Origin of the sequence: Streptosporangium sp. NPDC000239 (assembly GCF_040300765.1) — a bacterium.
In the GTDB taxonomy this organism is placed as follows: Bacteria; Actinomycetota; Actinomycetes; order Streptosporangiales; family Streptosporangiaceae; genus Streptosporangium.
The window spans coordinates 17,746-32,010 of the sequence record NZ_JBEPEI010000014.1 but is presented as its reverse complement, the minus strand read 5'-3'; the positions used below and the strand labels follow the sequence as shown (position 1 = coordinate 32,010).

Annotated in this window: 16 protein-coding genes; 7 read left to right on the top strand and 9 right to left on the bottom strand. The window is 69.7% G+C overall.

Annotation, left to right across the window (positions count from 1 at the left end):
• Window positions 1–44 precede the first annotated feature (44 nt).
• Entirely contained in the window at window positions 45–623 is a 579-nt protein-coding gene (locus ABT340_RS28765; protein ID WP_352013970.1) for a TetR/AcrR family transcriptional regulator, read from the top strand.
• A gap of 212 nt (window positions 624–835) precedes the next feature.
• On the opposite strand, the gene ABT340_RS28760 is transcribed toward ABT340_RS28765, so the two are convergent.
• Window positions 836–1,294: an NUDIX domain-containing protein gene (locus tag ABT340_RS28760; RefSeq protein ID WP_352013969.1), complete on the bottom strand. Its 459-nt coding sequence runs from the start codon at window positions 1,292–1,294 to the stop codon at window positions 836–838.
• A 210-nt stretch (window positions 1,295–1,504) separates the two neighbouring features.
• On the opposite strand from ABT340_RS28760, the gene ABT340_RS28755 reads away from it, so the two are divergent.
• Window positions 1,505–2,113: an ankyrin repeat domain-containing protein gene (locus tag ABT340_RS28755; protein WP_352013968.1), complete on the top strand. Its 609-nt coding sequence runs from the start codon at window positions 1,505–1,507 to the stop codon at window positions 2,111–2,113.
• 76 nt (window positions 2,114–2,189) lie between these two features.
• Here ABT340_RS28755 and ABT340_RS28750 read toward each other — a convergent pair whose 3' ends face one another.
• From ABT340_RS28750 to ABT340_RS28740, 3 genes are all read right to left on the bottom strand, one after another.
• Window positions 2,190–3,077 (bottom strand): hypothetical protein, encoded by an 888-nt coding sequence (locus ABT340_RS28750; RefSeq protein WP_352013967.1) that lies wholly within the window; start codon window positions 3,075–3,077, stop codon window positions 2,190–2,192.
• Entirely contained in the window at window positions 3,074–3,649 is a 576-nt protein-coding gene (locus ABT340_RS28745; protein WP_352013966.1) for an RNA polymerase sigma factor, read from the bottom strand. Before ABT340_RS28745 ends, ABT340_RS28750 begins: the two co-directional genes overlap by 4 nt.
• A 209-nt stretch (window positions 3,650–3,858) precedes the next feature.
• Window positions 3,859–5,049 (bottom strand): MFS transporter, encoded by a 1,191-nt coding sequence (locus ABT340_RS28740; protein WP_352013965.1) that lies wholly within the window; start codon window positions 5,047–5,049, stop codon window positions 3,859–3,861.
• A gap of 101 nt (window positions 5,050–5,150) precedes the next feature.
• On the opposite strand from ABT340_RS28740, the gene ABT340_RS28735 reads away from it, so the two are divergent.
• On the top strand, window positions 5,151–5,732 hold the full coding sequence (locus tag ABT340_RS28735; RefSeq protein WP_352013964.1) for a TetR/AcrR family transcriptional regulator: 582 nt from the start codon (window positions 5,151–5,153) through the stop codon (window positions 5,730–5,732).
• Between the two features lie 275 nt (window positions 5,733–6,007).
• Window positions 6,008–7,297, top strand: coding sequence for a cytochrome P450 (locus tag ABT340_RS28730; RefSeq protein ID WP_352013963.1), 1,290 nt, complete (start codon window positions 6,008–6,010; stop codon window positions 7,295–7,297).
• On the opposite strand, the gene ABT340_RS28725 is transcribed toward ABT340_RS28730, so the two are convergent.
• Both ABT340_RS28725 and ABT340_RS28720 read right to left on the bottom strand, forming a co-directional pair.
• Entirely contained in the window at window positions 7,249–7,932 is a 684-nt protein-coding gene (locus ABT340_RS28725) for an acyl-CoA-like ligand-binding transcription factor (protein ID WP_352013962.1), read from the bottom strand. The genes ABT340_RS28730 and ABT340_RS28725 overlap by 49 nt on opposite strands.
• A gap of 99 nt (window positions 7,933–8,031) precedes the next feature.
• Window positions 8,032–9,300 (bottom strand): MFS transporter, encoded by a 1,269-nt coding sequence (locus tag ABT340_RS28720; protein ID WP_352013961.1) that lies wholly within the window; start codon window positions 9,298–9,300, stop codon window positions 8,032–8,034.
• Window positions 9,301–9,558: 258 nt separating this feature from the next.
• Between ABT340_RS28720 and ABT340_RS28715 the strand changes: the two genes are divergently transcribed.
• A complete protein-coding gene (locus ABT340_RS28715; protein WP_352013960.1) occupies window positions 9,559–10,086 on the top strand; it encodes a hypothetical protein in 528 nt (175 codons plus the stop codon).
• Between the two features lie 140 nt (window positions 10,087–10,226).
• Complete coding sequence (locus tag ABT340_RS28710) at window positions 10,227–11,336, top strand: serine hydrolase domain-containing protein (protein WP_352013959.1); 1,110 nt, start codon at window positions 10,227–10,229, stop codon at window positions 11,334–11,336.
• A gap of 296 nt (window positions 11,337–11,632) precedes the next feature.
• Here the strand turns inward: ABT340_RS28710 and ABT340_RS28705 are convergent, their stop codons facing one another.
• On the bottom strand, window positions 11,633–11,770 hold the full coding sequence (locus tag ABT340_RS28705) for a lasso RiPP family leader peptide-containing protein (protein WP_352013958.1): 138 nt from the start codon (window positions 11,768–11,770) through the stop codon (window positions 11,633–11,635).
• A 197-nt stretch (window positions 11,771–11,967) separates the two neighbouring features.
• Here ABT340_RS28705 and ABT340_RS28700 point away from each other — a divergent pair, with 197 nt between their 5' ends.
• Complete coding sequence (locus ABT340_RS28700; protein WP_352013957.1) at window positions 11,968–12,279, top strand: hypothetical protein; 312 nt, start codon at window positions 11,968–11,970, stop codon at window positions 12,277–12,279.
• 172 nt (window positions 12,280–12,451) lie between these two features.
• On the opposite strand, the gene ABT340_RS28695 is transcribed toward ABT340_RS28700, so the two are convergent.
• Window positions 12,452–12,868 carry a ribonuclease domain-containing protein gene (locus ABT340_RS28695; protein WP_352013956.1) on the bottom strand — a complete coding sequence of 139 codons (417 nt, stop codon included), beginning with the start codon at window positions 12,866–12,868 and terminating at the stop codon, window positions 12,452–12,454.
• Window positions 12,869–13,062: 194 nt separating this feature from the next.
• Window positions 13,063–14,010, bottom strand: a complete 948-nt coding sequence (locus ABT340_RS28690; RefSeq protein WP_352013955.1) for a helix-turn-helix transcriptional regulator — start codon at window positions 14,008–14,010, stop codon at window positions 13,063–13,065.
• Between the last annotated feature and the right edge of the window lie 255 nt (window positions 14,011–14,265).

The following is a 14,265-nucleotide window of genomic DNA, read 5'->3' as shown; positions in this document are numbered from 1 at the left end:
CGTACCGATAGGTATAAAACTCGGAGGAGAGCACGGAGGACGGCATGCCCGGCGGGCGCCCACGCTCGTTCGATGCGGACACCGCACTCGACCGCGCGCTTGAGGTGTTCTGGCGGCACGGCTACGAGGGCACCTCGCTGACCGACCTGACCACCGCGATGGGCATCAACAAGCCCAGCCTCTACGCCGCCTTCGGCAACAAGGAGGAACTGTTCGCCAAGGTCCTCGCCCGCTATCTCGACGGTCCCGGCGCCTACACCGCCGACGCGCTGGCCGCCCCCACCGGCAGGGAGGTCGTCGAACGGCTGGTCCGCGGGGCAGTGGACCTGGTCGCGGGAGAGGACACACCCCACGGTTGCCTGTGCGTCAACAGCGTGCACGCCTGCGGGCCCGACGCGCACGCCGTACGGCGGGATGCCATCGCGGTGCGCAAGGCCGGTGAGGCGGCGCTGCGCAGAAGGCTGGAACAGGCCACCGACCTGCCCTCCCGCCACGACCCGGCCACCCTGGCCGCCCTCGTCCACACGATCACCGACGGCATAGCCGTACAGGCCGCCGCAGGCCGAGGTCACGACGAACTACGCCGGATAGGCGACCTGGCCCTGCACGCCGTACTGACCTGAGAACCGCGGCTCACCATCAGGGCGACCCCGCCACGGCCGCCGAGCTGAGCCTGTCGGCCGACATGGCCGGGGCCGCCGCCCGATCACGCCCCGGGCGATGCCGTAAGGCGACGGCCTGTGGCGCGGTGCCGGGTGACGCTCCGCCTTCTCTCGGACATGCCTGACCGGTCCGGGAACGCGCGTCCCGCGCCACCCGGTCGCCTGCCCGGATTTCAGTCGGTGGGAAAGCCGTTCTCCAGCGAGGCCACCGTCCCGCTGTCGGCCGCGTGGACACACGCCTCGATCCGCCGGGCCGGCAGCGGACCGAGCCGCTCACCCACCTGACCGACCTCGACGAACGCCCATCCGGCCAACTCCTCCTCCGGCACCCGGATCGAGGCGATCTCCTGCGGCGTGAGCCGCCCGCCGTCGAACATGACGATCAGCCCTTCGGGTCGCTGCGGTTGTGAGGCCACCCAATCGATCGCCAGCACCCGTCCGGTCGGCCGGTCCAGCCCGAGTTCCTCGGCCAGCTCCCGCCGACACGCCGCCTGAGGCGACTCCTCGGTCTCCACCGCGCCACCGGGGATCTCCCAGCCGGGCTTGTAAGCCGGGTCGACCAGCAGAATCCGGCCTGCCGCGTCCCGCAGCAACGCCCCGGCCGCCATCCATTTACGTGCCAGCGATGCCATGTACTCATCCGGCGACATTCGTGGAGTGCTCGAAGTCATGGACGCGACCGTAACGGCGGCACGACCCCCAGCCCACCGGACACGCCTGCCTTCGTCCACATCACCAACGACGCGTACTTGGTATGAACAGGCCAAGCGGAAGGGCTGACCGCTTGTCCGTTTCCAGCTGCCTTTTTCACATGGGTGCGGTGCTGAACCGGACGTTGGAACATGACGACCTGCGTGCGGATCGCCGGAGCCGAACGGGAAGGGCTTCGAGTCAGGCTCGCCGACACCGAAGGCGAGCTTGCCCAAGTCGGCCGATGCTCCCATGCGACTATTGTCGATCTTGATCTGTACGGGTCGGTGATGCCTCCGACCCGAGGTGCTTCGCTACACCGGTCGCACCTCCACGCTGACGTCCTCCGCAGAGGAGAGAGTGCCATGAGTCTTGATCGTGCTCGCAGGTCGCCGTTGCACTGTGCGGCGATGTCCAACGACGTCAGCGCGGCCGAGGCGCTCCTGGACGCCGGAGCCGATCCGAGTGGATCAGACGAAAAAGGACTGACGCCACTGCACTTCGCAGCTCAGGAAGGCTCTGTGGCGGTCGCCCAGCTGCTCCTGCACCGACACGCGTTGGTTGACCAGGCCGACCACTACGGCAATACGCCGCTGAGCACTGCCGTGTTCTCCTCACGCGGAGATGGTCGAATGATCGAATTGCTGCGCCGGTGGGGAGCCGACCCGCTCAGGGCGAACAACAGCGGTCAGACCCCACTCGGCCTCGCCCGATTGATCGCCAACTACGAGGTCGCACGTTTCTTCGCCGACCTGACGTGACTTCGGAGAACGCCTCCTGATGGGTGGAGGAGGGCCTTTCCCGAGTACGACATAGGACCGGTAGCCGAGTACCGGTTCAGCGGTGCCGGGGGAAGGCGAGGGTTCGTGTGACGTACAGGCGGATCGTTCCCTTCGTCGATTCGTCCGCCTGCCAGACGAGCCAGTCACCCCCCACCGGGGTGTTCTGCCTCGTGGGGTACATCACGTAGGGCATGTCCGGGTCGCGTGGCCTGTCGGGGGCGGGTTCGGTGACCAGGTAGGTGGCCTTGAGGCCGCGTCTGCCGATCTCCGGGAGGACCTCGCCCACGGTCCTGCCCTCGACCCGGTACCCGCCCAGCGACGTCGCCCTCACCCAGGGGGGAGGCGTCTTCGCCAGGTAGTGCGGCCGGTCGTCGGGGACCGGATCGCAGGGCGCCACCGGGTCCCGCATGAGGATCGTGCTGGTGCCGTTCCATCCGTTGACGGGGTCGACGTACAGGGTCCAGACGAAGGTCTGGCCGGGCTTGAACAGCTTGGTGTCGATCTGCATCCGCCAGGCCCCGGGATCACCGGGGACGTTCGTGGGCGTGCGGTAGAGCCCCCCGGGGACGTCCGTCACGACGGCGCCGCGTGGCTCCCTGCACTTCCGGCCCGCCGGGACGTAGTCCACGACGGCGGGCACGTCGAGCTCCTGGAGCTGCCTGGTCAGCCCCTTCACGTCCGGGAAGTCGCCGGGTGCGACGTCGCGTACGGTGACGTGCACGACGCCGTCGGAGTCCTTGCTGACGGCGTAGGCGGGGGCGGCCCCTCCGACGGACGAGACGGTGATCGCGCCCGCCGCGGCGGCGACCGCCGTCCCCGCCGCCAGGGCCATGACGATCCGGCGGCGTGGCCGTCCGGCCCGCTCGGCCGTCGCCCGCGCCGCCACGTGCTCCTTCAGCTCGGCCAGCCGGCGCTCTTCGAAGCCTGCGAGAGATCCGTTCATGACGATCCTTCCAAGATGGTCTCCGGGCAGGTGCCGGGTTCGTTCACGAGCCGGCGGTGCGCGCGGTGCAGCCGTACCCGGGCGGTGGCGACACGGATGCGCAGGGCCGTGGCGGCGTCGGTGACGGACAGGCCGTCGACGTCCACCAGTTCGGCCACGGCTCGCAGGCCCTTGGGCAGCCGCGCGATGGCCGCCAGCAACGGGCGGGTGGCCCGTTCGGCGTCGATGCGTTCCTCAAGCCGCGCGATGTCGTCGTCGTCCAGAGAACGGCGCCCCGCGGCCCTGCCGTTCTTGTGCAGTTCCCTGGCCGCTCTGCGCAGTTCGGACGCCACCACGTTGCGCGCGATGCCGAACAGCCACGCCTCCTGGCTGCCCCGGTCGGGCCGGTAGGTGTTCGCCGCGTCGACGGCGGCCAGGAAGACCTCGGTGGTGAGGTCGTCCACCGTGTGCGGATCGGTCATCCGGCGGGCCACGAAGCGGCTCACCCGTTCGACGTGTCTTCGGTAGAAGACCTCGAACGCCTCGGGATCCCGCATCGTCTGCCGGAGATCCTCCGGTGGAACGTCTGTCATCCACTGCGCCTTCCGCTGACTCGGGACTTTCCCCTTCTTGGTGAGCAGCGGGGCGGGATATTACATCCCGATCGGATCGGCCTCCCGCCGTACCGGCGTCCTCGTCATGAGCGCGACGGACATCGCGGGCCAGACGGACGCGGCGACAGGACCCGCCTCCGACGACGGAACCCACGCCAGGGCCCGCACGCGGCGTCAGACCCCTGACGTCACCGCAGGCTCGGGACACGGCGCGCGCTCCACACGGCCAGCGCGGCGGCCAGGAGGAGGACACCGGCCAGCCAGAGGACGCCCCGCAGCGGCAGCGCGTCGACGACCGTGCCCCCGGCCAGCGCGCCGAGGCCGATCGCGAGGTTGAACACCGCGACCCACAGGGCGGAGGCCTCCTCGACGGCCTGGGGAGCGGCCTTGATCATCCAGGTCTGCAGGCTGGTGGAGACCCCGCCGTAGACCAGGCCCCAGATGACGAGCAGGGTGACTCCGCCCCCGGCGGTGAGTCCCGCGACGGGGTAGAGGAGCACGGTCACTCCCAGGGCGGTGGCGATGGCCAGGACGGTGCGGTGGAGCCTCCTGGCGACGACGGCACCGGCGACGAAGTTGCCCGTGACGCCGGCGACGCCGAACCCGAACAGCAGGGGCCCGACGAATCCCTCGTCGACGCCGGACAGGTCCCGCAGCACGGGGCCGACGAAGGTGTAGGCCGAGAAGTGGCCGGTGACGATGAGGAAGGTCGCCAGGACGCCGATCCGGACGCCCCGGTTGCGGAACTGGCCGGTCAGCCGTCGTAGGGCGACGGGACGCGCGGCGGCCAGCGGAGGCAGTACGGCCAGCAGGGCGACCAGCACGACGAGCGCGAGGACGCTCAGCGCGCCGAACGCGACCCGCCAGTTCGTCAGCCCGCCGAGGACGGTGCCGATGGGGACGCCGAAGACGTTGGCGGCGCCGACGCCGCCGAAGATGACGGCCGTGGCCCGTGGCACGTCGGCGGGGGCGACGAGCCGTACGGCCAGGCCACCGGCGACGGCCCAGAACCCGCCGATCGCGACTCCGGCCAGCACTCGGGCGACGATCAGGAGCGGGTAGTCGGGGGCCAGGGCGGAGGCCAGGTTGGCGAGCGTCATGAGCCCCATCAGGGCGACGAGCAGAAGCCTGCGGTTCATGGTGCCGACCAGGATCGGGACTGCGGGCGCCGCGACGGCGGCGACGACGCTGGGGACGGTGACCATCAGGCCCGCGGCGCCCTCGGACACCGACAGGGCCGACCCGACGGGACTGAGCAGCCCGATGGGGAGTTGCTCGGCCGTCACCAGGAGAAAGGTGCCGAGGGCCACGGCGAAGACCGCGATCCAGTGGCTTCCCGGTGAGATGTCCGGCTCGGTCGGCGTACGTTCGGTGGCCATCACGTCGGGCTCTCCTCACTCATTCGGGAGCGATCGCTCCCATACGACGGCACACCCTAATACGGGAGCGATCGCTCCACAACGTTGGTAGGGTTCGTAGCATGGCGCGACCCAGGGAGTTCGACGAGCAGGACGTGATCGACAGGGCGACCCGGCTGTTCTGGTGTCGCGGTTACAACGCCACGTCCGTGCGTGATCTGGGGACCGAGCTCGGGCTCAGGCAGAGCAGCCTGTATCGGACCTTCAACGACAAGCACACGCTGTTCCTGCGCGCGCTGGACCACTACCGGGCGACCGAGTCCACCCAGGCCGAAGAGCAGCTGAACGCCCCCGGCTCCTGCCTCGACATCCTGCGGGAGTGGCTGCTCTGGCTGGTCGGCCACGAGGCCGGGCGGGGCTGCTTCGTGGTCAACACCGCCACCGAACTCGGCGCCGCCGACCCCGAGGTCCACGAAAGGGTCGAGGCCGCCTTCGACGTCACCCGGCGGACCCTGGCGTCGCTGCTGCGCCGTGGCGTCAGGGAGGGCGACCTGCCCGCCACACTCGACGTGGACGCCGCGGTGGAGACGTTGTTCACGACGGTGCTCGGCCTACGCGTCCGCGAACGCGCCGGACACGACCCTCAACGACTGGCCACGGCCATCGACTTCACGATCAGAACACTCACGGCCCCGCCGCCCTGATCGCGGTGGTTCCGCAGGTCGATTTTGGTATGGCCGTGTGCGGAAAGGCCTGTCCAAAATCCCGATGTTTTCGTGTCGGATGTGCATTCTTGGTGTCGTACGGCGTGGCGATTATGGAATGTCCTGTTTTGGAGTGAATTGTGGCGCGTGGCTGGTATGGCATCGGCTGACTGTGTTCTCGACGGGCGGAAAAAGTCAAAGTTGCATGGCGTGCAAGTCCGGGTATGGTCGAAAACAGGACGCACCATCCACTGTGATCCACCACAGGAGCGCTGATGCCTCGTTCCACCACCGAGATCCATCGCGTCGAGAAAGCACCCGAGGCCGACCAGGCCACATTGCGGGTGCAGTTGCCCGACGAGCTGAAGGTCAGGCAGTGTCCGTTCGATCCGCCGCAGGCGCTGGCCAGGATGCACGCGCGGGCGCCGGTCAACCAGGTGACGCTGGGCACCGGAGAGAAGATGTGGGTGGTCACCGGCATCGACGAGGCCCGCTTCGTGATGTCCGACCCCCGTTTCAGCGCCGACCGCTTCAACCGCCGCAACGCCCTGATCTCCGTCCCCGAGGAGATGCGCGAGAAGCTGTTCGACGCACGCGCCATGGCCGGGCAGTTCGTGGCCATGGATCCACCGCAGCACACCCGCCTGCGCAAGCTGGTCGTCGGCCAGTTCACCCTGCGCCGGATGCGCGCGCTCGTCCCGCGCATCACCGAGATCGTCGAGGATCACCTGGACGCGATGGAGGCCGCGGGCACCTCGGCCGACCTGGTCAGGGCGTTCGCCCTGCCCGTGCCCTCCCTGGTGATCTGCGAGCTGCTCGGCGTGCCGTACGAGGCCCGCGCGGACTTCCAGCGCCGCACCTCCACCCTCATCCGCATGGACACACCGGTGAAGGAGGTGCTGCGGGTCCGTGAGGAGATGCGGGAGTTCATGCGCGAGCTGGTCGACGCCAAGCGTGCCCAGCCCGACGACGGCCTGATCTCCGGGCTGATCCACGGCGACCACGCCGGAGAGCTCACCGACGACGAGCTGGTCGGCATCGCGAACCTGCTGCTCGCCGCCGGGCACGAGACCACGGCCAACATGATCGCCCTGGGCGCCTTCGCCCTCCTGGAACACCCCGACCAGCTCGAACTGCTGCGCGACAACTCCGAGATAGCCGACAGGGCCGTCGAGGAGCTGCTGCGTTACGTCTCGATCCTCCACATGGGTCCGTTCCGCGTCGCCACCGACGACGTGGAGGTGGGCGGTGTGCGGGTCCCGGCGGGCGACACGGTGATGATCTCGACTCCGGAGACCAACCGGGATCCCGCCCACTGGGAGGACCCGACCACCTTCGACCTCACCCGCGAACGCAACCCGCACGTGGCCTTCGGGTACGGCATCCACCAGTGCCTCGGCCAGCAGCTGGCCCGCGCGGAGCTGAGCGTCGCCCTGCCCGCCCTGGTGCGCCGCTTCCCGCACCTGCGGCTGGCCTGCCGTCCGGACGAGGTGCCGATGCGCGACGACATGTTCATCTACGGCGTGCACTCCCTGCCCGTCGCCTGGGACGCCCCCCAGGCCTGAGCCCGTACCGGTTCCGGGCGGCCGTTCGCGTCGGCCCGGGACCGGTCGAGCGGGGCGCCCAGCCCCGCGTCGAGCTGGGCCACCACCGTGTCGATGAGCGAGCTGAGCGGGCCCGGCTCGCTCAGCCAGCGCTGGGTCGCCACCCGCAGCGCGCTCAGCATGCACGACGCCACCAGGCCCGGATACAGGTCCTCGTCCCCGACCCCCGTCCGCTCCGAGACCGCGGCGGCCAGTTCACGCTCGCGCGCGGCGAACGCCTTGAGCCGGTACGGCAGCAGCGCCGGGTCACCACGCAGGACCTGGAGGTGTTCGACGTGGAAGCGCAGCTTGTCCTCGTCGACCACCTCCAGTACGGCCGCACGCAGCGCCGCCAGCACCGGTTCGGCGGCGGGGCGGCCCCGGAAGGCGGCGACGATGGCCTCGGCGATGGCCGCGTCACCCGCGACCACCGCCTCCTCCTTGCAGGAGAAGTAGTTGAAGAAGGTCCGCAGCGCGACCCCGACCTCCTCGGCGACCTGCTCGGCGGTGACGTTGGCCACCCCGCGCTCGGCGCACATCCGTAGCGCCGCCTCGCTCAACGCCGCCCGGGTCGCGCGCTTCCTGCGCTCCCGCCGCCCCATGCCGCCTTCGTCCATGCACCGCACCTCAGCGCTCGCGCCTGCCGTACCCGGAGAATAGATGGTCACCCGCCGGGCGACCATGGGCCATACGCCCGGTCCTGCGGTGGCCAAGGGTCATGTGGACGAGGTTCGTACGGCGCTCTCCGCGACGGGGTCCAGGCGCGCGTCGCTCAGCGCGGCCTCGACGCGGCGGTTGCTGGTCATGGTCGCGGTGACGGCGGTCATGGTGAGCAGGAGACCCGCGGCGACGTACAGCGGGGTGCGCAGACCGTAGGCGTTGGCCAGCCCGCCGCCCAGGAACGCGCCGAACGGGGCGGCGCACATGGAGAGCATGCGGGAGGTGGAGGCGACCCGGCCCATCAGACGGGCCGGGACGATGGCCTGCCGGAGCGAGGGGCCGAGGACCATCGTGGCGCCGATGCCCGCCCCGCAGACGGCGCGCGCGCGCCCGGCCACGTACGCGTTCGGCGCCGCGGCGAGTCCCACGATGGCGAGGCCCTCGATGGTGGCGGTGCAGGTCAGCGCGGTGCCGGTGCCCAGGCGCCGGCCGAGGAAGGAGGCGACGCCCGCGCCGAGCAGGCCGCCCGCGGCCTCGGCGGTGAGGAGCAGGCCGAAGCCGAAGGCGCCGATGCCGAGACGTTCGCGGGCGAACAGCGGCAGGACGGTCTCCACGGCGAGGAAGGCGATGTTCCCGACCGCCGGACGCAGCGCGAGCCCGAGCAGCAGCCGGTCCCGGAAGACGTAGGAGGCCCCGGCCCGAGCCTGCCGGAGCAGTGACTCGCGGGCGCTCGCCACAGGGCGCGGTACGGCGGGCAGCGACCGGACGAGCAGCGCGGACAACGCGAACGACACCGCGTCGGCGAGCAACGGAACCGAACGTCCGAGGGCGAGCAGCGCACTGCCCGCGGGTGGCCCGGCGAAGCCGGACGCCGCGGTCTGGGTGCCGCGCAGGCGGGCGTTGGCCCGCTCAAGCTGGGCGGGGTCACGGCCGAGCAGGTCCGGCAGGTACGCGGTGGCGGCCGTGTCGAAGAACAGTGAGCCGAGGGCGAGCAGGAACGCCACGGCCGTCAGCAGCGGGATGCTCAGCACGTCGAGCGCCGCCGCGGCGGCGGGTACGGCCAGCAGCACCGCACGCGCGGCGTCCGTGACCCACATCGTGCGGCGACGGTCCCAGCGGTCGACCAGCGCGCCGCCGAGCACTCCGAACAGCAGCCAGGGCAGCGTCCCGGCGGCCGTGACGACGGCCAGCACCATCGGATCCCGGGTCAGCGTCAACGCCAGCAGCGGCAGCGCGGCGTGCATCACCCCGTCGCCGAGCGAGGACACCGTCTGCGCGGTCCACAGTCGTCCGAAGCCGGCCGGTAACTTCGTTGCGTCACTCATCGGATCAGGCGTCCCCCTCGACCTGGCCGGCGAAGGTCCCAGAGGTGCCCGCCGCCACGGTCGCGGCGAGATTATTCGTTTTCATCACGGTATGTTCCACTATGGGAGGGAGTGTAGAACCGGCGCCCCCGAGGTTTCCGCGCGGCTCCGATGACGGCGGTCAGCGCATCCGAGGGCTGCCCGACTCACCCCGAAGCTCAGCTCGGGAGAACCAACCCCCATCCCAGGCCGTGGATCGACAGAGCCGGGGAGGCCGTCATGCTGCTCGGGTCGCGGGCCGGGTTCGGCCTGGAGTTCCACGTCGAGCGGGATCCGGGGCTGCTGTGCGTCGACGTCTTCGTCGGCGGGCTCCACGTGAACACGTGGGACAACGCGTTCTACCCGCCGCTGCTGGTCAAGAAGCTCAAGGACGAACTCGGCCGCTTCCGCACGCCGGCCGCACGACCGGTGGGGTTCACCTCGCCGTCCGAGTCCTTCCTCATCGCCGAGAACGGGCTGTACGGCGACGCCGGTACCGACGCCGAGGCGGCACTCGCACGGTGTGTGTTCCTGGAATGGGGCGAGTGCACCGACGAGGTGACGGCGTTCGCGTTCCCCGACGGGGACCGGGTGCACCTCGCCTGCCGGGTCCGTGACGGAGGCGGTCCCGCCTGGGGCACCGAGGCCCGGCATGAGCCGACGGTGGTTTCGGTGAGCCGGACGGCGCTCGTCGAGACACTGGAGGGCGGCCTCGCCGTCGCCGAACACGAGTGGTCCGTCCGGCTCACCGCGGGGGACCCCGCCTGACGGCGTCCCTCCCAAGTCGGAGACCGTCGTGTGGAACCAGGGTTTCCGTAGGGGACAACTCCGATGCCCTACCGCCCTCCCACGTCGGATCTTGATATGGCGGAGGCCGAGAGCCGGACTCCGTGAATCGGAGGAACACCGTGAAGGGAAGACGCACCGGCACGGCCGTCGTGGCGTGCCTGACCGTGTCGCTGCTGGCGACGCCCGCCATGACCGCCCCCGCGGCGGCGGACGCGAGCCCGAGCGGTCGGCCGGGTTTGCAGGCGATGCTGGACAAGATCGTCGCAGGCGGTGCGGTCGCCGCGATCGCCGAGGTTCGCGACGGGGACAGGACCTGGCGAGCCGCAAGCGGCAAGGCGAGGATGAACAACGCCCAGCCGGCCCCGGTGAACGGGCGATTCCGGGCCGGGAGCGTGACCAAGTCGTTCACGGCGACCGTGGTGCTCCAACTGGTGGGAGAGGGAAGGCTGCGCCTGTCCGACAGTGTGGAGAAGTGGCTGCCGGGGCTCGTGGACAAGGGCGCCGACATCACGATCAGGCACCTCCTCCAGCACACCAGCGGCCTTCCCGAGTACTCGACGGACATGATGGACGAGGCGGGCATCCCCAAGGAGCGCTACCGCACCTGGTCGGCACGCGAACTGGTGGAGAAAGCGGAGAAGCTCCCGCGCGACTTCCCACCCGGGTCTGACTACAAGTACTCCAACACCAACTACATCGTGCTCGGCATGCTGATCGAGAAGGTCACCGGCAGGCCGTACGCGACAGAGATCAAGGAGCGGATCCTGCGACCGCTCGGCCTGCGTGACACCCGCGTGCCGGGAGCCTCGCCGGAGGTGTACGGCCCGCACGCCCACGCGTACGCGCCGGTCACCAGGGGTGGCCAGGTCGTCCCCGTCGACGTCACACGGTTCAATCCCACGATGGCCGGTGCGGCGGGTGAGATCGTCTCCACCACCGAGGACATCAACCGGTTCTACCGCGCCCTGTTCCAGGGCAAACTGCTCCGTCCCGGTCTGCTGAAGGAGATGAAGGATCCCGGCACGACCGAGGGGTACGGGCTGGGGCTGGAGCTGGCGCCTCTTCCCTGCGGCACCGCGTTCGGCCACGGCGGCGGCGCCCCGGGTTACCTCACGGTGGCGTTCAACTCGGCCGACGGCTCACGACAGGTCACGTTGTCGATGACCCCGTTCTCCGGCGACCCTCACCAGGCGGCCATGACCCTGCTGACCTCCGCGCTGTGCCCCTAGACCGTGGCTCATGGTGAGGGCTTCGTCCCCACCGGCCGCTGATCCCGTTCGCCCGCCGCGATGCTCACCGGCGGGGCTCGTTTCCTGGTACGGCGAGACCGTTTCCGGCCGAGGGCTCGTCAGCGCCGCCGGGGTCCTTCGACGCGTCGCTTGGAGGAGGGTCGCGCCGGGTGTTCGTCATTCCTGGTAGGCGGCGGAAACGAAGAAGCCGCGCTGTCGGTGCGGCGGATTCCATGACGGTGATCTCCGGGGGTGGGGGCCCTGGCGGCAGGGCCCCCACGAGACGGTTACCGCTGTCAGAAGTCGGGGTCGTAGCGGTGGAACGGCGGGAGACCACCGTCCGGGGAGGGCCCGTTGACCTCACCCAGGGTGAGGTCGGCGAAGTCGCCCACTTCGACGAGCATGGGCCTGTCGTAGTGCACTGGTCTGTCCATGTCGTACTCCTCCTTCGGTGGATCGGTTGGTGTGTGCATCGTCCCCGATCCCGTCCACTACTCAAGGTGTTCGTTCGGACACTCTTTGCTGTCTGGCGGTTGGCCGGTGATGCTTCGTGGGCATCCGTGTCGCCGGTCGGCCCCTGCCTCTCCTTGAATTACTCTTTGTTATAAATCAAATACAAGGAGTGATTGCTGTGCGACGTGTGATGTCTACGGTCACGGGCGCTCTGGCCGTCGGGGCCGCGCTCATCGTGGCCGCCCCCGGCTTCGCCTCCGCCGCGACCGGGACCTTCGAGTACAGCTCCCGCGGCATCTCGCACACCTTGAAAGACCCGAACGACCGTCAGTGCTACGACCTCGGTGACGCGGTCGGCGCCGAGAACGACACCGACCGTGTCGCGGTGCTGTACACCGGCAGGGGCTGCCGTGGAACCGCTGTCGCGAGGGTCGTCCCGGGTGGTTCCGCCGTGCGGGTCCGGTACGCGAGCGTGATATTCGAGAGTTGACGGCATCGAGGCGGGGCTTGCCGTGGAGTGGCGGGAAGCCCCCGAGCGGTCGAACGAGTGCGGAAAGGCGTGACCGCTGACAGGTGTTCGGCCGTCCGGGTGCGGCCTCATCGGCGGAACGACCGGAATCCGGCGACGTGACGCCGGTGGCGCTGTCGCCGGAGAGCCGTGATCAGAGCTGATAGAAGTTCCTGTAATGGTCGGGGGAGTACCAGACGGTGCCGGTGTCGCGGTCGAGGACGATCCGGTGGGCGTCGCGGGGGCTGCCCTGGCGGCGGGGGAAGACGTCGTATTCGGCGTAGTCACCCCCGGCCGGGAGTTGGTGCTCGCGGTTGCCGAAGACGCCGCCGCTGAAGTTCGACTGGCCGGTGGGCCAGGGGAACCACCTGCGGGCGGCGGGGTAGTGCAGTTGGGTGCCCCAGATCATGTTCGCGTCGCGGGCGGCGGCACAGCCGGGGATGGTGCAGTTGGGATAGACCGCCGCGGGTGAGGTGTGCGCGGAGGCGGGGGAGAGCGTCCCGGTCAGGCCGGTCAGCAGGGTGATCGCGGTGGCCAACGCCACGAGGAGCCGGGTAGGAGAAGTACGCATGGGGGGCCTTTCTAGGCGACATCCCTACCATCATCACCTCATGGATGCATTCGACTACTTACCGTAATGGTTCAGGCATGTTCCGGATACGCGGAAGTGGCGCGAAGGTCATGACGGTCTGATCGCATACCGTCGGCGCATCGTGACCGAGGGGATGTCGTTCGGCGGATTCTCGAACAGCGCGCGTGCCGGTCTCAGCCGTATCGCTCGACGAGCGCGTTGCCGATCGAGGCCAGGTGGCCCCGCACACCTGGCGGGCCGGTCACCTCCAGCCATTCGACCAGCCCGGAAAGCTCGCCGGCGAGCGTGTAATCGTCGTAGCCGCGGATCACGACCTCGATGCGGCCGTCCGGCGTGGAACCTCCCACTTCGAGCCGACCGCCGAACGCCATCCGGAGCAGGCCTATCCCGTGGGGCACGCACACCGCCTGGATTTCGAAGGGCGTTCGCCCGTGGTCGATCTTGTCGGCGATCTCGCGCCAGCTCTCGGCGAGGTCGAAGTCCTCAGGCCGGTGCACGGGATCATCGGTCGGGCCGACGGACGACACACGGTCGATCCTGAAGGTCCGCCGACCGGCCTCGGTGCCGGAGACGAGGTACCACGACGGGCCTTTGGCGACGATGCCCAGCGGGTGGACGGTTCTCACGGTTTCGGCGCCTTTGCCGTCGACGTAGCCGAGCCGTACCTGGACGCCGCGGATCACCGCGTCCTGGAGTTCGTCGAGGAAGCGAGGTGGTCGGTGCTCGATCCGACTCGACCCCCATCGTTGCGGGTCCATGACCAACGACGACGCCGCCGCCTCGGCCTGCGCCCGGAAGGGCTCCGGCAGGGCGTGGACGAGCTTGCGCAGGGCCGCCTTCACGGCCGGCGTCGCGGCCGAGGCCTGGCCGGCGACCAGGAACAGGGCGCGGGCCTCACCCGCGGTCAACCCGGACAGGTCGGTGCGGGCGCCGCCCACGAGGCGCCAGCCGCCGCCTCGGCCCTGCATGGAGTACACCGGCACCCCGGCCATGGCCAGGGCGTCGAGGTCGCGGCGGGCGGTGCGCTCGGAGACCTCCAGCTCCCGGGCGACCTCCGCCGCCGTCACCTGCTCGCGCCGCTGCAGCAGGAGAAGGACGGCCACCAGCCGATCGGTTCGCACGCCGACAACACTTTCACAGGAAACCGGTCACGAGATGACCGGTTTCGGTCGGCAGGATGGTCACCGACATCGGCCCTCGGCCTTTCGGAGGTGCTCTTCGGGCACCTTCGTCCCCTGATCAATCAGAAAAGACGAAGAGGAAACGCAGTGTTCGACCCAGTCGATTTTCCCAAGCCCACTCTTGTTTCGGTAAACGGTGTGGAAATTGAGGTCTTCGAAGCAGGCCGACGAAATGCGGGGAAACCCATCGTGCTC